We start from the raw sequence: 23,388 nt of genomic DNA, 5'->3' as shown, positions 1-23,388 counted from the left end.
GGGGCGGCCTCCTCAGACGCGCGCTTCGATCTTGTCCCGGATGAGTTCCAGCTGGATCCGGGAGTTGTGGTTGATGCGGTCGGTCATGCCGGCGTCGTCGAGCGGGGCCCCGGGCTTCATCGCGAAGTCCTGGCGCCAGCGCATCCGGGTGCCGCCGGGGACCTCGGCGTACTCCCAGTGGATGTTCATGTACTCGAACGGGCCGGTCTCCACGCGGCGGGCGCGGACCTCCAGGTCCTCGCGGTTGACCGTACGCTCGGAGACCCAGCTCCACACGACCCCGTTCTCGTCGGGGTGCATGGCCAGCCGGAAGCGGGTGGTGTCGCCCTCCTCGGCGAGGATCTCGATGGAGGCGTACTCGCTGAACAGCCGGGGCCAGTTGGGCAGGTCGTTGGTGACCTTCCAGACCAGGTCGACGGGGGCGGCGATGCTGATCTCGTTGTCGGTGTGGCCGGGCATGTCAGGCTCCCGTCATCAGGCAGTCGTTGACCAGGTCGAGGAAGGCGCCGGGGGTCTTGCAGTGCTCCACCTCGATCGGGAGGGGGTGGCCGTGGCGCTTCTCCAGCTCCGCGACGATGCCGAGCAGGCCGAGGGAGTCCAGGCCGTAGTCGGCGAACTCGGCGTCCGGGCGGGCGGCGAGTACCTCCGGGGCGACGGTCACGCCGGCGCTGCGCTTCATCAGGGCGCTGAGCTCTTCGACGGTGAGGTGTTCGGACATGGCGTGCTCCTTATCGAGTGGGGGTGCGCAGGACGAGGGCCGAGTTGGAGCCCATCAGGCCGCGGCTGAGCACCAGGGCGGTGCGCGGCCGGGTGGCGGCGGCGCTGCCGGTGACCACGTTCAGGTCGTGGCAGACGTCGAAGACGTTGGGGGTGGGCGGCACCACGCCGTGCTCCAGGGTCAGGACGGCGGCGGCGACGTCGAGGGCGGCGCTGCCGCAGTAGGCGCGGCCGGTGCCGGTCTTGGGGGCGGTGACCGGTACGGTCCGGCCGTGGCGGGCGCCCAGCGCGTCGGTGAGGGCGAGGGCTTCGGCGGTGTCGGCCTCGGGGACGCCGAGGGCGTCGGCGAAGACCACGTCGACCTCCTCGGGTGCGCAGCCGGCCTGCCTCAGGGCTCCGCCGATGGCGTGGGCGAGCCCTTCCCGGGACCGGTCCCACCGGCCGGCGCCGGTGAAGGTGGCTGCGTGCCCGGCGACTTCGGCGCGGATGGGGGCGCCCCGGGCGGCGGCCCGCTCGCGGTCCTCCACGAGCATCACGGCTCCGCCCTCTGCGGGTGAGAACCCGCAGGCGGCGGCGGTGAAGGGGCGGTAGGCGCGGGTGGGGTCCTGGTGGGTGCTCAGCTCCGGGTAGCCGAGCTGGCAGACCATCGAGTAGGGCGCGAGCGGCGCTTCGGCGGAGCCGACCAGGACGGTGGGGGTGCCGCGCCGGACGGTCCGGGCGGCCTGCGCGAAGGCGTCGAGCCCGCCCGCCTCGTCGCTGGCCACCACCTGGCAGGGGCCGCGGAAGCCGCCCCGGATGGAGATCTGGCCGCTGGTGGCGGCGTAGAACCAGGCGATGGACTGGTAAGGGCCGACGTACTTCGGTCCCTGGCCCCAGAGCTGCTGGAGTTCCCGCTGGCCGAACTCGCCGCCGCCGGAGCCGGCCGCGGTGATCACGCCGACGGAGAAGGAGTCGTCCTCGTAGTCGGCGCGGCCGAGCAGGCCCTGTTCCAGGGCCATGTCGGCGGCGGCCAGCGAGAAGTGGGTGAACCGGTCGGTCTGGACGAGGTAGCGCTCCTCGATCAGGCCGTGCGGGTCGAAGTCACGTACCTCGCCGGCGATCCGCAGGGGCAGGTGTTCGCAGCCCTTGCGGGTGATCCGGTCGAGGACGCTCTGGCCGGCCTGGGTGGCCTTCCAGAAGGCGGTCGAGCCCACGCCGTTGGGGGCGACGACGCCGATGCCGGTGATGACGGCGGTGCGTTCGGGTGCGGGGCTCATGCCGTCCTCACCTTCGTCCGGGCGGTTCCGGGGGACGTTCCGGGCGGCGTTCCGGGCAGCTTGGACATGACGACCGCGGACTGGAAGCCGCCGAAGCCGCTGCCCACCGACAGGACGGTGCGCAGCTGCCGCTCCCGGGCGGTGACCGGGACGTAGTCGAGGTCGCACTCCTCGTCGGGGTTCTCGTAGTTGGCGGTGGGCGGGACGACCTGGTGCTGGAGCGCCAGGACGCAGGCCACCAGTTCGATGGCTCCGATGGCCCCGAGGGAGTGGCCCACCATGGACTTGATGGAGCTCATGGGGGTCTTGTAGGCGTGTTCGCGCAGGACGCGTTTGACGGCGGCGGTCTCGTGCCGGTCGTTCTGCTTGGTGCCGGAGCCGTGCGCGTTGACGTAGTCGACAGCGGTGGGGTCGAGCCGGGCGTGGGCGAGGGCGACGGTGATGGCGCGTGCCATCTCGATGCCCTCCTTGGTGAGCCCGGTCATGTGGTGGGCGTTGCCGAAGGTGGCGTAGCCGCCGATGACGCAGTGGATGGTGGCGCCTCGGGCGCGGGCGTGTTCCAGTTCCTCCAGCACGAGGACGGCGCTGCCCTCGCCGAGGACGAAGCCGTCGCGGCGGGCGTCGAAGGGCCGGGAGGCGTGCGCCGGGTCGTCGTTGTTCGCGGAGGTCGCCTTGATGGCGTCGAAGCAGGCGACGGTGATCGGGGAGATCGGCGAGTCGGACGCCCCGGCGACGCACACGTCCATCAGCCCCTCCTCGATGGAGTGGCAGGCGTACCCGATGGCGTCGAGTCCGGAGGTGCAGCCGGTGGAGACGGTCTGGACCGGCCCCCGGGCGCCGACGTCCTCGGCGACGGTGGCGGCCAGGGTGGCCGGGGTGAACGCCCGGTGCAGGTCGGGGCGGGCCGGGTGGTGGTCGACGTCCCACCAGGCGCCCTTGCCGCTGACCAGGGTGTAGTCCGACTCCAGGCGGGTGGTGCCGCCGACCGCGGTGCCCAGGGAGACCCCGGTGCGCCACGGGTCGGTGGCGGCGGGGTCGAGTCCGCTGTCGCGGAGCGCTTCGCGGGCCGCGACCAGGGCGAACTGGATGTAGCGGTCGCAGCGGGCGACGGTGTCGGCGTCCAGGCCGTGCGCGGCGGGGTCGAAGTCGACCTCGGCGGCGATGCGGGACCGGAACCCGGCGGGGTCGAACAGGGTGATGCCGCGCGTCGCCGTACGGCCGTGGGACAGCAGGTCCCAGAAGGCCGGGGCGCCGATCCCACCGGGGGCGACCACGCCGATGCCGGTGACGGCCACCCGCCGGGTCACGACACTGCCTCGGTAGGGGCCGGTGCGTGGGCCGGGGCCTGGTGTCCGGCTCCGGCCGGGTTCACCTCGGTGTCGACGTGGCCCAGTTCGGGCCGGGGGGCCAGCGGGCCCAGGTGGAAGACCATGCGGACCTCCTCGGAACCGGCGTTGCGGAACCGGTGGCGGACGTTGATCGGGACGAGCAGGCCCTGGTCGGGCCGCATCTCGTGGGTGACGCCGTCCAGGTCGACCTCGACTCGGCCGGCGACCAGGAAGACGAACTCCTCGGAGTACGGGTGGTAGTGCTCGGCGATCCACTCGCCGGGCTGGATCAGGGCGAGGCCCATGAACCCGCTGGTCGCGCCGCATGAGGTGGGGGTGAGCACGGCGCGCAGATCACCGCCCCGCCTGCGGTTGGGCTGAGTCTCGCTGAGGTCCACGATGCGTGGGGCGTGCGTGGTCATGACTGCGTTCCTCCTGGCGGGGGCGGGCTGGGCCGGGGCCCGGAGTGGCCGGGCCGGGGCCGGGTCGGGGGTCTGCTGCGGGGTCAGCTGTCCTGCGCGTGCCGGTCGGTGACCAGGCGCATCAGGGAGCGGGCGAGGAGGTCGGCGGGACGCTCGGGGCCGGGGTGGGCCGGCGCGGCGGAGCCGTCGCGGGCGTCGCGGGCGTCGGGGTCGAGCAGCCGGTCGAGTACGGCCGCCTCGTGCGGTCCGTGCAGGCCGAGTACCGGGCCGGGGGCCGCGTCCGGCGGGCCGTGCACGTCGACGAGGCGGACGACGAGGTCGTCGCGCTGGAAGATGGTGCTGCGGACCACGGGGCTGCCGCCCATGGCGGCGGTGGCCTCGTCCTGGCGGGCGAGGTAGCGGGCGAGGGCGGTGCCCATGCCCGGCTTGGCCCGGTAGTGCACGGCGTGCCGGCCGGTGCCTCCGGGGTCGTGCGCGGCGGCCGGGTCGGTGGCCATGACGTGGACGGCCGGCAGGGCCGCCCGGGTGAAGAACACCCGCGCCGACTCCGGGTCGTCGAGGTCGCGGTCGACTTCGAGGTACGGGTTGATGGCCTCCTCGACGGCCCGGACCTCCGGCTGCCGGGCCACGTACCTCAGGGCCTTGGTGAGGTCGCCCTTGACCTCGACGGTCCGTACGACGCGGTTGCCGTGCATGAAGAGCGTGGTGCGGCACAGGCGGGTGGTGTCGTCCACCTTCGCGGACGGCGGGTCGTAGTCGGCGAGGAGCTTGGCGACGGCCTCCTCGCTGCCGGGGCGCACGGTGAAGGTCAGCGCGTGCCTGACCAGGTCGTCACCGAGCCTGGGGGCCTGCTGGACGGCACCGCCGGTCACCTTCTCGCCGGTCTCCCGCAGCACGTTGAACCGCATCGAGGAGGTGGTGCGGATGCAGGCGCTCAGCGGCCGGATCTGCTCGATGTGCTGCTCGCTGTTGACCCAGTCGAGGAACTGGGGGGCGCTCTCCCACTCGCTGGTGATGAGCCATTGGGAGGGATTCTCGAACGACTGGCACAGCTGGTCGCTGAGATGCCCGGGGGTGGCGGCAACATGGTGGCGGATCCGCTCGTAGGCCTCCAGGAAGCGGTGCTGGGCCCCGTCGTGCAGATCGACCAGCATGACGACCCGGAGCCGGGATCCGTCGAAGGCCGACTGCGAGACGCGTTCCGGCAGGGTGGTCGTCATGTTCACACGCTCCTTGGTGGCGGTGCGGCCGCGCTGGGCGCGCGCGCCGGTCTGATGTGTCGCGGGGCCCGGCTCGGCGGCCGGGACCGGGTCCGGGTCCGTCGGGGCCCGGGCGGGTACCCGCGGATACGGCGGCAGGCCTGCCCGTCGTGTCCGCGGGCGGTGCTGCGCGTCCTTAACAGATCGTTGCCGCAGGCCCGGCGGAACGCGACACGTACAGATCAAGCGGGTGAACGACCGCGCACAGCCGCCGGTCAGCGGGCATAGAAGGATCCGTCACCCTCGCCGGAAGGAGCCGAGCAGGCCATGGAAGAGAAATACGACGTAGAGGTGCCGGTACTGGTCGTGGGCGGGTCCCTGGTGGGCCTGTCGGCGTCGGTGTTCCTCAGCCGGCACGGCGTCCGTCATCTGCTGGTCGAGAAGCACGCGGGGGTCTCGCCCCATCCGCGTGGCCGCGGCATCAACGCCCGGACGATGGAGCTGTTCCGGGTGGCCGGGGCGGAGCCGGACATCCGGCGGGCGGCGGCCGTGCTGGAGGAGAACAAGGGCATCATCCAGACCCGTTCGCTGGCCGAGGGGCCCGCCGGGGACCACCGGTGGCTGGTGGAGAACACCGACCCGGGGGGTGCGCTGGCCCGGATCAGCCCGACCCGGTGGTGCCTGTGCAGCCAGAACAACATCGAGCCGGTGCTGGCCTCGCGGAGCCGCGCGGACGGCGCCGACGTGCGGTTCTCCACCGAGCTGATCTCCTTCGACCAGGACGAGCACGGCATCAGCGCGGTGGTGAAGGACCGGGACAGCGGTGAGCACATCCGGGTCCGGTCGCAGTACCTGGTCGCGGCGGACGGCCCGCGCAGCCCGGTGCGGGAACAACTGGGCATCACGCAGACCGGCAACGGCGACCTGTTCCACAACGTGAGCATCACGTTCCGCTCGCGCCGGCTGCCGGAGGTCCTCGGCGACCTGCGGTTCATCGTCTGCTACCTGGTCGCCCCGGGGGCGGACGGGGCGCTGCTGCCCGTGGACAACGAGACGAACTGGGTGTTCCACGCCCCCTGGCACCCCGACCAGGGCGAGACGATGGAGGACTTCACGGACGAGCGGTGCGTGGCGCACATCCGGCGCGCCATCGGCGTGCCGGACCTGGACGTGGAGATCGGCGGCAAGGCCGCCTGGCACGCCGCCGAGCGGGTCGCCGACCGGTACTCGGTGGGCCGGGTGTTCCTGGTGGGCGACGCGGCGCACGAGATGTCCCCCACGGGCGCGTTCGGCTCCAACACGGGCATCCAGGACGCGCACAACCTGGCGTGGAAGCTGGCGGCGGTGCTGTCCGGGCAGGCCGGTCCGGGACTGCTGGACAGCTACCAGGAGGAGCGGCTGCCGGTGGCCCGGGCGACCAGTGAGCGGGCCTCGGCCCGGTCGGTGGAGCACAGCCACCCGGGGTACTCGCCGTCGCCGTCGATGACGGCCGGCCCGCCGGCCGGGAAGCCCGGCGGGAAGGGCAGCGGCATGCTGCCGACCGCGATGGCGTACTGCTACCCGCACGGCGCGGTGCTGGGCGGCGACCCGGACCGGGAGATCATCCCGGACGGGCTGCGGCTGAACGGCGAGCCGGGCTCGCGGGCACCGCACCTGTGGCTGCACCGCGACGGCCGGCGGATCTCCTCGCTGGACCTGTACGAGCGGTCGTTCGCGCTGCTCAGCGGCGCGGGTACGCCGTGGCGGGACGCCGCCGGGCGGGTGGCCGGGCGGCTGTCCGTGAAGCTGGACGCGCACGTGCTGGGCGACGGTCCGGACGCGTCGCTGCGCACCGAGGACGGCGTGGACTGGGCCGGGGCGCACGGGGTGCGGGCCGACGGTGCGGTGCTGGTGCGGCCGGACGGGTTCGTGGCCTGGCGGTCCGAGGGCTCGGCGGCGGATCCGGAGGCGGAGCTGGAGCAGGTCCTGAAGCGGCTGCTGCGGCGTCACTGACGGGCCTTCCGGGCCGGTTTCAGCGGCAGGTCCAGCAGCCGGCCCAGCAGGCGTTGTGCGAAGCGCCCGGCCGCCGTACGGTACGGCGGCCGGGCGCGGTGCCGTCCGGGGTGGGACGGGCGGCGGTCAGGGAGGCGTTGCGGGCGGCGCAGGCGGTCAGAACGGCGGTTATCGCGGCCAGTTCCTCGGGGCTGGCGTGCCCCCGCACTATGCGCAGCAGGGTGGTGGTGTCGCCTTCGCGGGTGTGGTCCGACATCGGCTCGCTCCTCGTCGTACGGAGTGCACGCCCGGGCCGTGCGGGGCGGCGCGGGGCGCCGGGGCCGGCGGGGCGTGGTCGAGCCCGGCGCCGCGGCCGCGGACTGCGGCTTCGCGGGGGCCGGACGGGTACGACGCTACGACCGGGCCCCCGGCGTGTCGCGGCGGGGCGACACGCCGGGGGCGCCGGTGCGGGGCGGTGGCCGCGCCCCGTACGGGCGGGCGGGCCGTGCGGGAGGAGCGGGGGCGTTCGCCCGGCCGGGTGACGGGGGCCGGGCGGACGCCCCGGTCGGTGCTCAGGCGGGGAGGGAGTTGCGCCAGGGGACGTAGTTCGGGTTGTCCTGGCACTCGTTCATGATCTCGGTCTTGGTGGCCTTGTCGACGGGGCAGACGCCGACGATGAAGCGGCTGGCGATGCCGCCGGGGAACGCGACCTCGACCTGGGAGGCCCACTTGTGGGTGTCGCCGATGGTCCGGTTGACGTCGATGCCGCCGGGCGCGTCGATGTAGTAGTTGTAGCCCGACTTCCACCAGGTCTTGTACAGGTCGTGGTCGTAGGTGGTGGAGACGTACGGGGAGGGCTGGTTGACCAGGACGTACTGCTCCAGGTCGTACTGGCCGCCGACGGTGTCGCGGGGGTGGAACCCCTCCTCGAAGACGACAGCGGGCGGGCGGCCGTCGGCGCGGTAGAGCTGCTTGCAGTCGATGCGCCAGGACGGGGCCGGGGTGATCCGGGCCAGGTCGGCGCGGCGGTCCGCGGCGGCGTACAGGTGGTCGTCCACGCGGGGGCAGGAGTTGGCGGCGGCGGCCGCGGCGAACGGGGCGTGCGCGGGGGCGGATGCGCGGGCGGGGGCGGACGCGGCGGTGTGCGTGGACGCGGCGGTGTGCGTGGACGCTGGGTGCGGGGCGGCGGAGTGGGCCGAGGCGGGCGGGAGGAGGGCGGCGGCGAGGGTGGCGGCGATGACGAAGGCGTGGCGCCGGAGCACAGTGGTGATCATGGTGGTCACCCTGGCGTCCGCGCGCCACGCCGGACGGGAACCTCACCCGTCGGTGAGCGTGTCGTGACGGTCCGGTGCCGTGAAACGGCTCCGGATCAGCGGGAGTTACGTTTCATCAGCCGGCCCGGCGGGCGGTCAGCAGCAGGTACTCCCACTCCATGGCGCCGTCCCGGGTGTGCCGGGCGGCGAGGTCCGCGAGTTCCTGGTCGAGTGAGGAGACCTTCGCCGGGTCGTCGGCGATGCTCGCGTACACCGCGATGGTGGGCCCGTAGCAGGCCTTGAAGTACTCCCGGAACTCCTCGGGCCGGGCGAAACGGTCCACCCGCACCGTCCGGGTCCGCGCCTCGACCCCGGTGACCCGGTCGCCGAACAGCTCCCGTACGTGGGCCTCGTCGCCCCACAGCGGCGGGGGCTGGGCGCCGGGCGGCGGCGGCGGCGCGTACGGCTTCATCGTGGCGAACATCTGGCCGATGAAACCCTGCGGGGTCCAGTTGATCAGGCCGATGGTGCCGCCGGGGCGGCAGACCCGGACCAGTTCGCCGGCGGCGGCCCCGTGGTGAGGGGCGAACATGACGCCCACGCAGGACATGACGGTGTCGAACTCGGCGTCGCCGAAGGGCAGGGCCTCGGCGTCCGCCTCGCGCCACTCGATCTCCACGCCCTGCTCGTGCGCGAGTTGCCGCCCCGCGTCCAGCAGTTCGGGCGTCAGGTCGGAGGCGACCACGTCGCCGCCCGCCTTGGCCGCCGGGATGGCCGCGTTGCCGGTGCCGGCGGCGACGTCGAGGACCCGGTCGCCTTGGGTCACCCCGCAGGCACGGGTCAGCACGGCCCCCAGTTCGGGGATGATCTGTGCGGCCACCGACGGATAGTCCCCCAGGGCCCACATCTTGCGGTGCTTGGTCTTCAGGGCGCGGTCTGCGTCGGGCGCGTCGCTCGGCTCGGTCATGCTCCCGAGCATGACGCACCGGCCGCGGGGCCGCGCGTCTTCGTAGGCCGTGTGCCCGACGGGTGCGGATTGGCCCAGGATCACGGGCCTCGAATGGCCTGGAGGGGAGGCCACTTCACACCTAGTATCGTGATCATGAATGAGTCGAACACCGCCCGGGGCGCCGGGCCGGCGCCCCTCCCCCACCCCGTCCTGCTGACCCGTGGCGCGGAGGCGGAGACCTGCGCCGACCCCAGCAGCGTGATGACCCTGCTGGCCGACACGGACGGCTTCACCAGCTACCGGTCCACCTTCGCCGAGGGTGCGGTGGGGGCACCGGCCCACTTCCACACCAGGGCCACCGAACTGTTCCACGTCATCGACGGCGAGCTCAGGGTGCTGGTGGGGGACGAGATCAGCGTGCTGCGCGCGGGTGACTTCCTCGCCGTGCCGCCGCACACGCCGCACGCTTTCGCCGCGGCGCCGGGCCACGGGGCGGACGTGCTGTTCGTGTTCACCCCGGGCATGGGCCGCTTCGACTACCTGCGGCTGCTGGGCCGCGTGATGCGCGGCGAGGCCGACCCGAAGGAGATCGCCGAGTCCGCCGAGCGGTACGACAACCACTACGTCGACAGCCCCGTGTGGCGGGCCGCGCTGGAGGCCGGCCGGTGATCGGCGCCCGGACCCGCGTCCGCGTGGCCCGCCCGTCCCGGGACCTGGCGGCCGCCGAACGCTTCTACGTCACCGGGCTCGGACTGGACGTGCTGTGGCGGACCACCGAGCGCGTCCCGGGCGAGCACGACCTGCTGATGGTCGGGCCGGCCGGCGCGGACTGGCACTTCGAGCTCACCCACGACCCGGACCGGCCGCTGGAGCCGACACCGACCGTGGACGACCTGTTCGTGGTCTACCTCGGCGAACCGGTGGACGAGGCCCTGGTCGACCGGCTGACGGCGCACGGCGGCACCCGGGTGCCCGCGCACAACCCGTACTGGGACGAGCACGGCGTCACCGTCGCCGACCCGGACGGCTACCGGCTCGTCCTCTGCTCCCGCTCCTGGGGCTGAGGGCCTGCCCGGCAGGCGAGGCCGCTCGGCCGTTCGTCCGTCCGTCCGGCCGGCCGGCCGGCCGCTCAGGCGATACGGGCCGCGCCGGCCGAGGGGACGGCCCGCAGCACCGCCGGGGCACGGTGGCCGGCCCGGCGGAACGCCTCGGTGACGGCCCCCCTGACCCCGTCGGCGCGGGCGGCCGGGACGAGGGCGATGACCGAACCTCCGAAGCCGCCCCCGGTCATCCGGGCGCCGAGCGCGCCCGCCGCGACGGCGGTGTCCACGGCCAGGTCGGTCTCGGCGCAGGAGACCCGGTAGTCCTCGCGGAGCGAGGCGTGGCCGGCGGTCAGCAGGGGGCCCAGCGCCGGGGTGTCACCGGCCGCGAGCAGCCGGACCGCCTCGGTGACCCGGGCGTTCTCCGTGACCACGTGGCGCACCAGCGGGGCCAGTTCGGCGGGGAGCCGGTCCAGTGCCGCGCCGAGCTCCCCCGGTGCCAGGTCGCGCAGCGCGGGCAGCCCGAGCAGTCCGGCGGCCCGCTCGCACCCGGCGCGCAGGGCGGCGTACGCGCCGTCGGCGAGGTCGTGCCGGACCCGGGTGTCGACGACCAGCAGGACCAGGCCGTGCGGGTCGAGGCCGAAGGGCACCTGACGGTGCTCCAGGCTGCGGCTGTCCAGGTGCAGGGCCGCGCCTTCCGTGCAGCAGACGGAGGCCATCTGGTCCATGACCCCGCAGGGCACCCCGGCGAAGGCGTTCTCCGCCCGCTGGGCGGTGCGGGCGAGTTCCGGCCCGGGCAGGCCGAGGCCGTACAGGTCGTCGTAGGCGACGGCCACCGCGCATTCCAGGGCGGCGGAGGAGGACAGCCCGGCCCCGGCGGGGACATCGCTGTCGACGTACAGGTCGGCGCCGCCGACCTGGTGGCCGGCCCCGGCGAGCGCCCAGACCGTGCCGGCCGGGTAGCGGGCCCAGCCGGGCACCGCGCCGGGGACCAGGTCGGTCACCCGGAGTTCGGTGGTCCGGTCCTCTCCGGACTGGGCGCTGTACAGGCGCAGCAGGCCGTCGTCACGACGGCGGGCGGCGACCCGGGTGGCCTGGGGCAGGGCCATGGGGAGCGCGAACCCGTCGTTGTAGTCGGTGTGTTCGCCGATGAGGTTGACCCTGCCGGGGGCGGACCAGACCCCGTCGGGGCGGGCTCCGTGGAGCCGGGCGAAGGCGTCCGCGGTCCTGGCGGCCGCCGCGGCCGGGCCGGTTCGCGTCATGCCGCCTCCCTCAGGCGCAGGGCCGCCGTCTCCGGCGCCACGTCGTTGACGAAGGCTTCCATGCCGGATTCCACCCCGGCCAGGTACTTGAGCTTGTCGGCGGTCCGGCGGACGGTGAACAGCTCCAGGTGCAGGGCGAGTTCCTCCCCCGCCTCGAGCGGCGCCTGGTGCCAGGCGGAGATGTACGGGGTGGGTTCCGGCCGGCCGAACAGGCGGTCGAAGCGGCGCAGCAGGTCGAGGTAGAGGCCGGGGAACTCGGCGCGCTCGGCCTCGGTGAGGCGGGTGAGGTCGGGCACCCGCCGGTGCGGGTACAGGTGCACCTCGTACGGCCAGCGGGCGGCGTACGGCACGAACGCGGTCCAGTGGTCGCCGCGCAGCACGACCCGGTCCGCGGCGGCGCGGGCCCCGTCGAGGAGGTCGTCGAAGAGGTTGCGGCCGGTGGCGGCCCGGTGCGCCGCGGCGGAGGCGAGCATCTTGGCGGTGCGCGGGGGCACTTCGGTGAAGGCGTAGATCTGGCCGTGCGGGTGGGCGAGGGTCACGCCGATCTCGGCGCCCCGGTTCTCGAAGCAGTAGACCTGGCGGACGCCCGGCCGGGCGTGCAGTTCGGCCGTCCGGTCGGTCCAGGCGTCGAGGACCAGCCGGGCGCGTTCCGGGCCGATGTCGGCGAAGCCGCCGGAGTGCTCGGGGGTGAAGCACACCACCTCGCAGCGGCCTGCCCCGGCGGCGAGGGAGGGGAAGCGGTTCTCGAACACCGCGACCTGGTAGTCGGGGGCGGGGATCTCGCTGAGCCGGCCGTCACGGGAGGGACAGAGCGGGCACGCGTCGGCGGGCGGGTGGTAGGTGCGCACCTGGCGGTGGGCGGCGATGGTGACCCAGTCCCCGGTGGCCGGGTCGCGGCGGAGCTCCGGCCGGGCGGTGAGGGGGTCGAGCGGGCGGAGGTCCGGGGCGTCCTCGCGTGCGGGGCTGCCGTCCGTGTCGTAGTAGACCAGCTCACGGCCGTCGGCGAGTTGCGCGATGCTCTTCTGCACCCGCCCAGGGTAGGTACCCGGCGCCGGCGTGCCGGCGGCCGGGCCGGGAGCGGGGTCAGCGGAGCGGGCCTCAGCCCTGGTCGGGGGTGCGGGGACGGGGGTCGGCCGGGAGGCGGCCGTGCTCCCTGAGTTCGACGCGGGCCTCGGTGCGGTGGGCGCGGGCGATGTAGTCGCGGACCACGGCCTCCACCGCGTCCTGGGGGTTGCCGACGCCGGCGAGCACCATCACTTCCACCACCAGCTCGGCGTCGAGGCTGACGTTCACCTTGGCCATGGGCTCCCCCGGGCGATCGGTCGGGTCGGGTCGGGCGGTTCCGGTGAGCATAGGGCCGTCGCGGCGGTTAATCGGTAGATCGTCACCGTTCCGGTTCCTAGAGTGGCCGACCATGCGTACGCACTATCCCCGGACCCCGCACCTCCCGTGGTCGCCGGGAGCGACCCCGGACGACGTCCGGGCCGGGGGCCTCGCCGGGCTGGCCGGCCGGGAGGTGGTCGTCACCGAGAAGCTCGACGGGGAGAACACCACCCTGTACCGGGACGGCCTGCACGCGCGCTCCCTCGACTCCGGCCACCACCCCTCCCGGGCCTGGGTGAAGGCGCTCCAGGGGCGTGTCGCCGCCGGCATCCCGGAGGGCTGGCGGGTGTGCGGGGAGAACCTGTACGCCCGCCACTCGCTGGCCTACACCGGCCTGGACAGCTGGTTCTACGGGTTCTCGGTCTGGGACGCCGGCGACCGCTGCCTGGACTGGGACGGGACCGTCCGCTTCCTGCGCCGGCTGGGCGTGCCGGCGCCGCGCGTGCTGTGGCGCGGGACCTTCGACGAACGGGCGCTGCGGCGGCTGCGGCTGGACACCACCCGGCAGGAGGGCTACGTCGTGCGGACGGCGGAGGGCTTCTCCGGGGCCGATTTCGGGTCGCGGGTGGCCAAGTGGGTGCGGGCCGGGCACGTCACGACCGGAACGCACTGGATGCACTCCGCCGTGGTGGAGAACGGCCTGGGTCCGGCCGCCGCGCTGTGGGCGGTCCGCTCCGGCGCGGCTCCCGACCCGGCGGGCCTGCTGGCGGCGGTGGGCCTGCCGCCCGCGGAAGCCCCGGTGGCCGGGGCACCCCCGGTGGCCGGGGACGTGCCGGCGGAGGCGGAGGAGGCCGTACGGGAGGCCGTACGGGAGGCCGCCGGGCGGCTCGACCTGCTCGGGCGGACCGGCGACGCCCGGCTGGCCGGGGTCCTGGCCGCCCTGCTGCACGACCGGCACCGGGGCACGCTCGCGCCCCGCCTGGCCGGTCCGCTGGGGCTGGGAGCGGCCCGCCGGATCGCCGACCTGGTCGGGCTGTACCCGCGGCTGCACGCCCCGTTCCCCGATGCCGAGCGCCGGGCCGGGCTGCTGCGGATGGCGGCGGCCGCCGACCTCGGGGTGCTGCACGCCGTGGCCGCTTCCGTCCCGGCCGGCCGCTCCGGCGCGGCCCGGGAGCGGACCGACTGGTCCGCGCTGGTCGCCGAGGACTCCGGGCTGCTCGGCGAGGACCCGCTCGGCCCGCTCCGTGCCGGGCTGCGCGCGGCACTGGCGGCCGACGGGGTGGCCGGGGACGCCGCCGACCGCTGCTGGGCCCAGGCCCGGGAGGCGTACGCGGAGGGCCGGATCGGCACCGCCGAGGAGGCCGTGGCGGCGACCTGGCGGTGGCGGGACGGGGCCTTCCCGCGCCTGGTGCAGCTGGTGGGGCCCTCGGGCAGCGGCAAGAGCCGCTTCGCCGGGGGCCTGCGGGACGCGGTGTGCGTCTCGCTGGACGCGCTGCGGAGCGAGCGGGGCGACCGCGCCGACCAGTCCGCCAACGCCGAGGTCCTCAGGCAGGGCCTGCACCGGCTGGACGCCGCCCTGGCCGCCGGCGGCACCGTCGTCTGGGACGCCACCTCCCTGACCGAACGGCAGCGCGAGCCCGTACTGGCCGCGGCCCGGCGCCGGAACGCGCTGGTCACGCAGGTCGTGACGGTGGTGGGCGAGGATGAACTCGTACGGCGGAACGCCGGCCGGGCCCATCCGGTGCCGGCCCCGGTACTGGAGCGGCAGCTGCGCCGGTACGCGCCGCCGTACCCGGGCCGGGCGCACCGGACGTGGTACGCCGGGCCGGACGGCGCCGTCGGGGACCGGGCCGGTGGCCTGGACGAACACGGGATGTGGGGCGTGAGGGACTGATGCGTACCAGTGAGGACGTCTACCACCAGGTGCGCTGGGATCCGCGGTTCGATCCGGCGCGGTTCGTGCTGGGCCTGGCGCAGCGCGGGGCTCCGCCGAAGCGGATCCCGCTGACCTCGTTCGTGCCCGGGGGCGACATCCCCTGGCACCGCGTCCTGTTCGTCGAGGCGGACGGGGAGCTGGTCTGGGACCGGGCGGCGGGCCTGGACCGGGTCGGCCGGTCCGGGGCCGGACGGGTACGGGAGCCACGGCGGCTGCGCGCCCCGTTCTTCACCGCCCGCACGCCGTACCTCTGGGACGGCGCCCGGTGGAGCGCGGCCGGACCCGCCGCGCCCGTCGCGCCCACCCCGCCCGCTCCCGGCGGGGGCACCCCGGCGGCGCTGCGGCTGCTGACCTGGAACACGCTGTGGGACCGGTACGACGGCGAACTGATCGACACCGCGCGGCGGCGACCGCGGCTGCTGGACGCGCTGGCCGCCGCCGACGCGGACGTGATCGCCCTGCAGGAGGTGGAGCCGGCGCTGCTGGAGCTGCTGCTGGCCGCGGACTGGGTGCGGGCCGGGTACACCCTGGGCACCGACCCCGGCGGGCGGGACGTGGACGACAGCGGGCTACTGCTGCTCAGCCGGCTGCCGGTGCGGGAGGCGGGCGTGCACGCGCTCGGACCGCACAAGGCCGTCACCGCCGTGGTGGTGGACACGGGCGCCGGACCGGTGACGGTGGCCGCCACCCATCTGACGAGTGACCACTCCGAGCGCGGCGCCGACCGGCGCGAGGAGGAACTGGCCCTTCTCGCCGAGGCGTTGGCCGGGCTCGACGGCGAACTGTTCCTGCTCGGCGACTTCAACGACGGCCGGGACGGCGCGGAAGGGCCGGCCGCGGCCCTGGGACTGCGGGACGCGTGGTCGGAGGCGCGCGGCCCTGCCGACCGCACGCCGACCTTCGACCCCGGGGCCAACCCGCTGGCCGCCGTGGCCTCGCTGACCGGGCGGGCGGCCCGGCTGGACCGGGTGCTGCTGCGCGGTTCCGGGCGGGTGACGGGTGCCGGCCTGCTGGGCGACGTACCGGAGGCGGACGGGCTGTTCGTGTCGGACCACTACGGCGTGAGCACGGACGTGGCGTTCGGGCCGGCCGGCGACGCGGCGGCCGTGCTGGACCTGCCGCCGACGCCGCGGACGGCGCTGGCCTGGCTGCCGCCCGCGGAACTGTGGCCGGCCGTCCAGCGGCTGCGGCGCGCCCACGACCCGCAGGTGGACCGCTGGCCGCCGCACGTCAACCTGCTCTTCGGGTTCGTGCCGGAGACGGACTTCGAACGGGCGGCCGCGCTGGTGGCCGAGGTCGCCGCGGGGCTGCGGCCGTTCCCCGTCCGGTTCGCGGGGGTCCACGACTTCGGGCACCGCGAGGACGCCACCGTCTGGCTGGACCCGACCGGGGCCGGGGAGGAACCCTGGCAGCGGCTGTACGGGGCGCTGCGCGCACGCTTCCCGCGCTGCCGCGGCCGGGCCCCGGGGTTCACGCCGCACCTGAGCCTGGGCCGCACGGCCGACCCGCAGCGGCTGACGGCGGAGTGCGCCGCGGCCCTGGCCGGGCTGCCGGGCACCACCGCGGGCGAGCTGGTGCTGCTGTCGCGGCGCGGCACGGAACCGATGGAGGTGCGGGCCACGGTGGCGCTGGGCTCCGGGGAGGTCCGCTGGCGGCCGGAACCGGCGGCCGCACCCCGGCCGGAGCCGGGCGGGCCGGGCTTCGCGGAGGCGGTGGCGGACCGGGTGGCCGCGGCGCTCGCCGAGGGCGTGGTGGAGGTGGTCGGATCGCGCCGGATGGGCTGTGCGCTGCCGGGCGCCGACCTGGACCTGGTCGCCGTGCTGCCCGGCGGGGCGGAGCCGGCGGCGGTCCGGGAGCGTGTCGCCGCGGCGCTGCCGGAGGCGGCGCGGCTCCGGGAGGTCCGGGGGGCCAGGGTGCCGGGGCTTCGGTTCGCGGTGGACGGGCTGGCGGTGGACCTGGTGCTGGTGGGATCCGGCCCGCTCGCCCCGGCCGACGCGGTGGCCCGGCGGGCCGAGCTCGGCGAGGCGGCGGCGGTCGCGCTCGGCGCGGTCGGCGACGCGGCGGCGGTCCGGGCGGCGCTGGGCGGGCGCGCGCCGGCGTTCGAAGGGCTGGCGCGGCGGGTCAAGGCGTGGGCCCGGGCCCGCGGCCTGGACTCGGCTCCGCACGGCGGTCTGCCGGGGGTGGCCTGGGCGGTACTCGCGGCCCGGGTGGTGCTGGCCTCCGCCGCTCCGGAGGAACCGGAGCGGCTGTGGCGGGAGTTCTTCGCGACCTGGGCGGCCTGGGACTGGCGCGAGCCGGTGTCCCTGACGGGCGCGGCGGAGACGGGGCCCGGCGCGGACCCGGTCGTCGTGCTGACCCCGGCCGCGCCGGTCCGCAGCTGCACCGGGCAGGTCACGGCCGGGTTCCGGGACCTGCTGGTCCAGGAGCTCTACCAGGCCTGGGAGGCGCTCGAGGCCGGCGCCCCCGACGGGCCGGTCACGGCACCGCCGCTGCACCGACGGCACGCGGCCTGGGTGGTGGTGACCGTCCGGGGTGCCGGGGAGGCGGAGTTCGAGGAGGCGCTGGGCCGGATGCGGGGTCGGATGCGGGCGCTGCTCGGGGCGCTGGAGGTGTCCGGCTCCCCCGACGCGCACGCCTGGCCCCGGCCGTTCCGTACCGGCCGTACGTCCGCGCACTTCGCGGTCGGCCTGGGCCGCACGCCGCCGCCCCGGGCGGCACTGCTGGCGCTGGTGGAGTCGTGGGCGGCCGACCTGCGCGGGGTCGAGACCACCCTCCCGGACCCGGGCACCGTCCCCACCCTCACGTAAGCCCCCGGTCGGCCCCCGGCCCCTCGTCCCCCGCGGGGGCCTTCCCCCGCCCCGCCGGTACCGGCCGCCGAAGAGCCGGGGCGGAGCCCCGGAGCCCGGGCGGAGCCCCCGCCGGGCCCGCTCAAACGCCGCTCGGGCTTCACAAGCCCCGCCCGGCCGGCGGGCCCCGCCCGGCAACTCCCAGCCCCGCCGGCGCTTGAGGCGCGGGGCGCGGGGCGGAGCCCCGAAGCCCGGGCCGAGCCCCCGGCCGGACCCGCTCAAACGCCGCTCGGGCTTCACAAGCCCCGCCCGGCCGGCAGGCCCCGCCCGGCACCTCCAGCCTCGCCGGCGATTGAGGCGCGGGGCGCGGGGCGAAGCCCCGAAGCCCGGGCCGAGCCCCCGGCCGGACCCGCTCAAACGCCGCTCGGGCTTCACAAGCCCCGCCCGGCCCGCAGGCCCCGCCCGGCACCTCCAGCCTCGCCGGCGATTGAGGCGCGGGGCGCGGGGCGAAGCCCCGAAGCCCGGGCCGAGCCCCGGCCGGACCCGCTCAAACGCCGCTCGGGCTTCACAAGCCCCGCCCGGCCGGCGGGCTCCGCCCGGCACCTCCAGCCTCGCCGGCGATTGAGGCGCGGGGCCGTTGGGGGGCTAATGGCGTTGCCGGGCGGGGTCCGGCTGGGCGAGGATCCGATCATGGAGCACCCCGCCGAAACACTCCGCTCGAAGCCTGCCGTACTGCGCCGCTGGCGCCCGCAGGACATCGACGTCCTCGACCGGCTGATCACCGACTCCCGTGATCACCTGCTGCCCTGGATGCCGTTCGCCGCGACGCACGACCGCGCCCAGGCCGAGCGGTACCTCGCCCGCTGCGAGGAGGAGTGGGCCTCCGGCGAGGGCTACCACTACGCCATCACCTCGGACGGCGCCGCCGTCGGCAGTTGCGCTCTGATGCGCCGCATCGGTCCGGGCGGGGCGGAGATCGGCTACTGGCTGCACCCCGCCTGGACGGGGCGCGGTCTCGCCACCGCGGCCGCCGCCGCCCTCGTCGGCGCGGGCCGGCGGATGCCCGGCGTCGACCGCGTCGAGATCCACCACGACGAGGCCAACCCGGCCAGCGGTGCCGTCGCCCGGCGCCTCGGCTTCACCGAGGTGTACCGCGGGCCGCGGGTCGACCCGGAGGAGCCCCCGGCGCCGGCGGAGACCGGTATCGACGTGATCTGGCGGCTGTCGCGCGGCCACCAGGCCGACTGGGCCGGCTGATGGGGTCTAGGGGTGTCTGGGGCCCCGGGGGCGCCGGGGACGGCAGGGACGGCAGGGATGGCGGTGGGCCCGGTGCGAGGATGGGCACATGTTCGACACCGGTACCGGCCACCCCTGGCAGCGCGCCGCCTCCGCCGAGGCCGACTGGCTCGCCGAGCTGTGCCAGGACGACGGGGTCCTCGGTTTCCCCGTCCCCCGCCGCCCCGACGCGGCATGGGTGCTGAACGCCATGTACGAGAGCGAGCTCGGCCCCGGCGTCGTCTCGCACGACGAACTGCTGCGCGCCGACATCGCCGCCGGTGACGTCGAGGTGCCGCGCGGGGTGCGCGGCGTCGACTTCCGCGTGCACGAGGTCGGCGTGGCGACCGGCGGCACCCTCGGCCGGGCCGAGCACCCCGGCCCGGGCTGGCGGCGCCTGCGCTGGGCCGAGCTCGCCGAACGCACCGGGGACCCGGTGGTGGCCGAGGGCGCGCTGCCCTCGTTCCGCAGTGCCCCCGACGGCAGGCTCGGCGACGGCAGCTGGCCCGTCGGCATCCGGCCGCCGACGGAGGGCTCCCTCGACCGGGAGACCTGGAACCGACTGGTCAAGATCCTGCTGGAGCACAGCCCGCAGGGGCCGGACACCCGCTGCTTCGCCTACTTCTGCCCGTTCGTGACCCAGGAGTGGGGCGACATCCACGACCACCACGTGATCACCGGCCGGCTCGGCGACGCGCCCGCCCTGTACGACGTCCCGGGCATGGAGGCCACCGCCTCGAACCTCTGGCCGGCCGACCGGTCCTGGGTCACGTACACCGACTGGGACCTGTGGGGCACCAAGGTGGCCGGGCCGCCGACCCTGGTGCGGGCCCTCGTCGGCGACGCGGAGATCGAGGCCGTCCGGCTGCCCTGGGACGAATGAGGACCCTCCGGGCAGGTCCCGCGGGGCGTGCTGGTATTTGTGGACGGGTGACCGGACACTTCGCACCTGAGCAGACCACCGACGCCGACAGCCCGCGCCGGACCGACACCATCGAATCCCTGATGGCCCGGTTCCCGCAGGTTCCCCGCGAGGCGGTGATCAAGGAGGACCTGCTGCGCGGGGGCATCGCGTTCGACGAGTCCGCGCTCAGCGACAACGAGTCGGGCGAGGTCAAGCCCAAGTCGTACTTCATCTTCTCCTTCGACCACCGGACCCTGCCCGAGCTCGGTGCGGCCGCCCTGCGCCGCCCGCCGGAGGAGATCGTCCTCACCGGCGGCCCGTACGAGCTGCGCCGGACCGTGGTCTCGGTCCGTGTGAACCCCGCCTCGCCCTACCGGGTCGCCGCCGACGCGGACGGTCTGCTGGGCCTGTGGCTGGACGGGGTGCGGATCGCCGACGTCGGACTGCCGCCGATGCCCGAGTACTACCGGCACAAGCTGTCCAACGGGAAGTCCGTGATGGAGGTGGCGCCCACCATCCAGTGGGGCTACCTGATCTACCTCACCGTGTTCCGGGTGTGCCAGTACTTCGGCGCCAAGCAGGAGTGCCAGTACTGCGACATCAACCACAACTGGCGCCAGCACAAGGCGGCCGGCCGGCCGTACACCGGGGTCAAGCAGCTCGACGAGATCCTGGAGGCCCTGGAGATCATCGACAAGTACGACACGGCGAAGGCGTCGAAGGCGTACACCCTCACCGGCGGCGCGATCACGTCGCAGGTCGGCGGCAAGGACGAGGCCGACTTCTACGGGCAGTACGCCAAGGCCATCGAGGAGCGGTTCCCGGGCCGGTGGACCGGCAAGGTGGTCGCCCAGGCGCTGCCCCGCGAGGACGTACAGCGGTTCTACGACTACGGCGTGCGCATCTACCACCCCAACTACGAGGTGTGGGACCGCCGCCTGTTCGAGCTGTACTGCCCCGGCAAGGAGCAGTACATCGGCCGGGACGAGTGGCACCGCCGGATCCTGGAGTCCGCCGAGGTGTTCGGCGCGCGCAACGTGATCCCCAACTTCGTGGCGGGCGTGGAGATGGCCGAGCCGTTCGGTTTCACGACCGTGGACGAGGCGATCGACTCGACGGTGGAGGGCCTGCGGTACTTCATGTCGCACGGCATCACGCCGCGGTTCACCACCTGGTGCCCGGAGCCCACCACCCCGCTCGGCAAGGCCAACCCGCACGGCGCCCCGCTGGAGTACCACATCCGGCTGCTCCAGGAGTACCGGGCGACGATGGAGGAGTTCGGCCTCAGCTCGCCGCCCGGGTACGGCCCGGCCGGCGCTGGCCGGGCCGTGTTCTCGGTGAGCTCCTTCATGGACAGCCTGCCCGCCAACGACGAGTGAGCCCGTGGCCTGCCCTGACCGGGCGGGCGCGGCGGGCGCGGCGCGGCGGCCGCGCGGCGCTCACTCGTACTCGGTGCCGCCCTTGCGGGTGAGGTAGGCCAGGCTGACCGCCTTCGCGATGGCCCGGCCGCCGGTCACCGGGCTGTACCGCTCGGCGGCGGCCCGGACCACCACGCCCTCGCGGATGTGCAGGGCCCGGCCGGAGACGGTCTCGCGCCCGGAGGCCAGCTCCAGGACGACGGCCTCGTCGTACGGGCCCTCGTACAGGCGCGGCACGAGCGGGAGGACGCCGTCCAGGAGCTCCACGGGGTCCAGCCAGCGGACCCGGCCGTCGATCTCGGCGCTGACGTCGAACACGGCGTAACCCGGCCCGGTGGTGCGGGCGTCGGACCCGTACGCCAGGTCCTGGACGCCCGCCCCGTAGACCTCGCCGAAGACGCCGACGCGGGTCGCGCCGAGCCGCTCGGCGAGCCGGGCGGCGGCCTCGGGCACACCGTGGGCGCGGACGGCCCGCCAGTACAGGTTGCGCTCGTCCTCCTTGAGGGCCAGCCCCTTCGCGCCGAAGCCCTTGGAGGAGACCAGTACCCGTCCGTCCTCCGCCAGGTAGGTGAGCAGGCAGGCGGTGCCGTGCAGCTTCTCGGTGAGCACCACCGGCTCGCCGGGCTCGAAGACGTCGGGGTGGCGCTGGAGGTTCTCGACGTCGACCCAGGGCAGGAGGTCGGGGGCGGACTCGACGTCTCCGCTCATGCTGGTCGGGACCGGCGGCACCCACTTGGTGATGCCGAGCAGAGCCGCGAAGTCCGTGCCCTCGGCCGCCGCGCGCTCCAGGTCGACGCCGTCGACGGCGCGCGGGACGCACACCAGGCCCTGGGAGAGCTGACCGCGCAGCCGGACCGCCTTGACGCGGTTGGCCTCGCCGCCGGCGAGGCGGCCGGTCAGGCCGAGCTCCTCTATCAACGCCGCGGGCAGGACGGCCTGTTCGGGGATGTAGAGGGCCACGTCGCCGGTGCGGTGGCGGCCCTTGGCGACGACGGCCCGGTAGAGGCCGACCTGGGCCAGCTCGAGGGCGTCGGCGTTGGGGTGCTCGTGGACGGTCAGGACTTCCGCGGTGACTTTCAAGGTCGACATGGACCTCACCTTTGCCGGTTCATTTTCGGTGGGCGAGCGGTTTTCCCCTCTGCTATGTGCCGCGTTGCGCGAACCGAGCGGACTGGCGCGGACTGGCGCGGCCCGGCGACGGCCTCGACGGTGGTGGCCGTCCCCCTGTAGCCGTTAGGTGCAGATGCCATCTACACTCCCCTGGGCTTGTCCACCGACCTGGGGAGCGCACCGATGTCACGTCCCGTCACCATCGTCACCGGCGGCAGCCGCGGTATCGGCGCGGCCACCTGCGCACGGCTGGCCGCCGACGGTCACGACCTCGTCGTCGGGTACGTCCGGGACGGCGCGGCGGCCGAGTCCACCGCGGCGGCGGTACGGGCGGCCGGTGCGCGCTGCGTCACGGTCCGGGCCGACACCTCGGTGGAGGCCGACGTGGAGCGGCTGTTCGACGTGGCGGCGACCGAACTCGGGCCGGTGACCGGCCTGGTGAACAACGCCGGTGTGACGGGCCCGCTGGGGATCCTGGCCGACGCGAAGACCGAGGACCTGCGGCGGGTGGTGGAGGTCAACCTGCTCGGCTACCTGCTGTGCTGCCGTCGGGCGGCCCGCGAGATGACCTCCGCGGGCGGCGGCGCGATCGTCAACCTGTCCTCGGCGGCGGCCACCCTGGGCAGCCCGGACGAGTACGTGCACTACGCGGCGACCAAGGCGGCGACCGACGCCCTGACCGTGGGCCTCGCCAAGGAACTCGGCCCGTCAGGCATCCGGGTCAACGCGGTGGCCCCCGGCGTCATCGAGACGGACATGCACGCCGCGATGGGCGACGCCGACCGCCCGGCGAAGGCAGCCGCCACGATCCCCCTCCGCCGCCCCGGCCTCCCCACCGAAATCGCCGCCGCCGTGGCCTGGCTCCTCTCCCCCGACGCCTCGTACACGACGGGCACGGTGCTGCGGGTGTCCGGGGGGCGGTAGGACGAGGGGGGTGGGTCGGCCAGCTTGGGCGGGGCGGGTGGGCCCGCCGGGGCGGGGGCGTTGGACGCGGGGCGGGGGTGGGGGCGTTGGACGCCGGACGGGGGCGGGGGCGTTGGACGCCGGACGGGGGCGGGGGCGTTGGACGCCGGACGGGGGGGGGGGCGGGTGGGCCCACCGGACCTGGGCGTGAATGCGGGGCGGGGGTAGGGGTGGGTGGGCCCACTCGGGCGGCGCTGGTGAGGCGTCGGGGTGGTTGCCCGTCCGTCCCATCGTCCTTCCGGGGCCGTCCGCCCTGTCAAGGGCGCTCCTTCGTCG

At 75.1% G+C, this 23,388-nt stretch carries 22 protein-coding genes; 9 read left to right on the top strand and 13 right to left on the bottom strand.

All coding sequences use genetic code 11. The annotated features are described in order from the left end of the window. Positions 1–12: 12 nt before the first annotated feature. From ACFY61_RS26995 to ACFY61_RS26970, 6 genes are all read right to left on the bottom strand, one after another. Positions 13–459, bottom strand: a complete 447-nt coding sequence (locus ACFY61_RS26995) for an SRPBCC family protein (protein WP_389476005.1) — start codon at positions 457–459, stop codon at positions 13–15. Between the two features lies 1 nt (position 460). Beyond that, the gene (locus tag ACFY61_RS26990) at positions 461–718 is read right to left on the bottom strand and encodes an acyl carrier protein (protein ID WP_389476003.1); all 258 of its coding nucleotides are present in this window, start codon (positions 716–718) and stop codon (positions 461–463) included. A gap of 10 nt (positions 719–728) precedes the next feature. After that, on the bottom strand, positions 729–1,973 hold the full coding sequence (locus ACFY61_RS26985; RefSeq protein ID WP_389476001.1) for a ketosynthase chain-length factor: 1,245 nt from the start codon (positions 1,971–1,973) through the stop codon (positions 729–731). Further along, positions 1,970–3,280 carry a beta-ketoacyl-[acyl-carrier-protein] synthase family protein gene (locus ACFY61_RS26980; RefSeq protein WP_389475999.1) on the bottom strand — a complete coding sequence of 437 codons (1,311 nt, stop codon included), beginning with the start codon at positions 3,278–3,280 and terminating at the stop codon, positions 1,970–1,972. Before ACFY61_RS26980 ends, ACFY61_RS26985 begins: the two co-directional genes overlap by 4 nt. Next, positions 3,277–3,723 (bottom strand): cupin domain-containing protein, encoded by a 447-nt coding sequence (locus ACFY61_RS26975; RefSeq protein WP_389475997.1) that lies wholly within the window; start codon positions 3,721–3,723, stop codon positions 3,277–3,279. The genes ACFY61_RS26980 and ACFY61_RS26975 overlap by 4 nt, the downstream gene beginning before the upstream one ends. Positions 3,724–3,806: 83 nt before the next feature. After that, entirely contained in the window at positions 3,807–4,943 is a 1,137-nt protein-coding gene (locus ACFY61_RS26970; RefSeq protein WP_389475995.1) for a SchA/CurD-like domain-containing protein, read from the bottom strand. 306 nt (positions 4,944–5,249) lie between these two features. Here ACFY61_RS26970 and ACFY61_RS26965 point away from each other — a divergent pair, with 306 nt between their 5' ends. Then, positions 5,250–6,914, top strand: a complete 1,665-nt coding sequence (locus tag ACFY61_RS26965; RefSeq protein ID WP_389475993.1) for an FAD-dependent oxidoreductase — start codon at positions 5,250–5,252, stop codon at positions 6,912–6,914. Between the two features lie 19 nt (positions 6,915–6,933). Here ACFY61_RS26965 and ACFY61_RS26960 read toward each other — a convergent pair whose 3' ends face one another. The 3 genes from ACFY61_RS26960 to ACFY61_RS26950 all read right to left on the bottom strand — a co-directional run bounded on the left by ACFY61_RS26960 (position 6,934) and on the right by ACFY61_RS26950 (position 9,113). Beyond that, on the bottom strand, positions 6,934–7,170 hold the full coding sequence (locus ACFY61_RS26960; protein WP_389475991.1) for an acyl-CoA carboxylase subunit epsilon: 237 nt from the start codon (positions 7,168–7,170) through the stop codon (positions 6,934–6,936). A 295-nt stretch (positions 7,171–7,465) separates the two neighbouring features. Beyond that, a complete protein-coding gene (locus tag ACFY61_RS26955; RefSeq protein WP_389475989.1) occupies positions 7,466–8,167 on the bottom strand; it encodes an ADP-ribosyltransferase in 702 nt (233 codons plus the stop codon). A 115-nt stretch (positions 8,168–8,282) separates the two neighbouring features. Further along, positions 8,283–9,113, bottom strand: coding sequence for a class I SAM-dependent methyltransferase (locus tag ACFY61_RS26950; protein ID WP_389475987.1), 831 nt, complete (start codon positions 9,111–9,113; stop codon positions 8,283–8,285). 135 nt (positions 9,114–9,248) lie between these two features. Here ACFY61_RS26950 and ACFY61_RS26945 point away from each other — a divergent pair, with 135 nt between their 5' ends. Continuing rightward, positions 9,249–9,764: a cupin domain-containing protein gene (locus ACFY61_RS26945; RefSeq protein ID WP_389475985.1), complete on the top strand. Its 516-nt coding sequence runs from the start codon at positions 9,249–9,251 to the stop codon at positions 9,762–9,764. After that, positions 9,761–10,159, top strand: a complete 399-nt coding sequence (locus ACFY61_RS26940; protein ID WP_389475983.1) for a VOC family protein — start codon at positions 9,761–9,763, stop codon at positions 10,157–10,159. Before ACFY61_RS26945 ends, ACFY61_RS26940 begins: the two co-directional genes overlap by 4 nt. 65 nt (positions 10,160–10,224) lie before the next feature. On the opposite strand, the gene galK is transcribed toward ACFY61_RS26940, so the two are convergent. From galK to ACFY61_RS26925, 3 genes are all read right to left on the bottom strand, one after another. Continuing rightward, a complete protein-coding gene (gene galK / locus ACFY61_RS26935) occupies positions 10,225–11,397 on the bottom strand; it encodes a galactokinase (RefSeq protein WP_389475981.1) in 1,173 nt (390 codons plus the stop codon). After that, complete coding sequence (galT, locus tag ACFY61_RS26930; RefSeq protein ID WP_389475979.1) at positions 11,394–12,425, bottom strand: galactose-1-phosphate uridylyltransferase; 1,032 nt, start codon at positions 12,423–12,425, stop codon at positions 11,394–11,396. The genes galK and galT overlap by 4 nt, the downstream gene beginning before the upstream one ends. A 70-nt stretch (positions 12,426–12,495) precedes the next feature. Continuing rightward, positions 12,496–12,699 carry a DUF2191 domain-containing protein gene (locus tag ACFY61_RS26925; RefSeq protein WP_389475977.1) on the bottom strand — a complete coding sequence of 68 codons (204 nt, stop codon included), beginning with the start codon at positions 12,697–12,699 and terminating at the stop codon, positions 12,496–12,498. Positions 12,700–12,811: 112 nt separating this feature from the next. On the opposite strand from ACFY61_RS26925, the gene ACFY61_RS26920 reads away from it, so the two are divergent. The 5 genes from ACFY61_RS26920 (at position 12,812) to ACFY61_RS26900 (ending at position 21,000) form a co-directional block, all read left to right on the top strand. Continuing rightward, positions 12,812–14,614, top strand: a complete 1,803-nt coding sequence (locus ACFY61_RS26920; protein ID WP_389475975.1) for an RNA ligase family protein — start codon at positions 12,812–12,814, stop codon at positions 14,612–14,614. Continuing rightward, a complete protein-coding gene (locus ACFY61_RS26915; RefSeq protein WP_389475973.1) occupies positions 14,614–17,463 on the top strand; it encodes a poly(A) polymerase in 2,850 nt (949 codons plus the stop codon). Before ACFY61_RS26920 ends, ACFY61_RS26915 begins: the two co-directional genes overlap by 1 nt. A 669-nt stretch (positions 17,464–18,132) precedes the next feature. After that, the gene (locus ACFY61_RS26910; protein WP_389475972.1) at positions 18,133–18,699 is read left to right on the top strand and encodes a GNAT family N-acetyltransferase; all 567 of its coding nucleotides are present in this window, start codon (positions 18,133–18,135) and stop codon (positions 18,697–18,699) included. A gap of 88 nt (positions 18,700–18,787) precedes the next feature. Next, positions 18,788–19,600, top strand: coding sequence for a hypothetical protein (locus ACFY61_RS26905; protein WP_389475970.1), 813 nt, complete (start codon positions 18,788–18,790; stop codon positions 19,598–19,600). A 122-nt stretch (positions 19,601–19,722) separates the two neighbouring features. Beyond that, the gene (locus ACFY61_RS26900) at positions 19,723–21,000 is read left to right on the top strand and encodes a radical SAM protein (RefSeq protein WP_389476313.1); all 1,278 of its coding nucleotides are present in this window, start codon (positions 19,723–19,725) and stop codon (positions 20,998–21,000) included. Between the two features lie 60 nt (positions 21,001–21,060). Here the strand turns inward: ACFY61_RS26900 and ACFY61_RS26895 are convergent, their stop codons facing one another. Beyond that, positions 21,061–22,128 (bottom strand): RNA ligase (ATP), encoded by a 1,068-nt coding sequence (locus tag ACFY61_RS26895; protein WP_389475968.1) that lies wholly within the window; start codon positions 22,126–22,128, stop codon positions 21,061–21,063. Between the two features lie 204 nt (positions 22,129–22,332). Between ACFY61_RS26895 and ACFY61_RS26890 the strand changes: the two genes are divergently transcribed. Continuing rightward, the gene (locus ACFY61_RS26890; protein ID WP_389475966.1) at positions 22,333–23,073 is read left to right on the top strand and encodes an SDR family NAD(P)-dependent oxidoreductase; all 741 of its coding nucleotides are present in this window, start codon (positions 22,333–22,335) and stop codon (positions 23,071–23,073) included. Positions 23,074–23,388: the final 315 nt, after the last annotated feature.

Source organism: Streptomyces sp. NPDC012888, from assembly GCF_042900645.1.
Classification (GTDB): Bacteria; Actinomycetota; Actinomycetes; order Streptomycetales; family Streptomycetaceae; genus Streptomyces.
The sequence above is the reverse complement of the archived record's forward strand: the minus strand, read 5'-3'. Positions and strand labels throughout refer to the sequence as shown.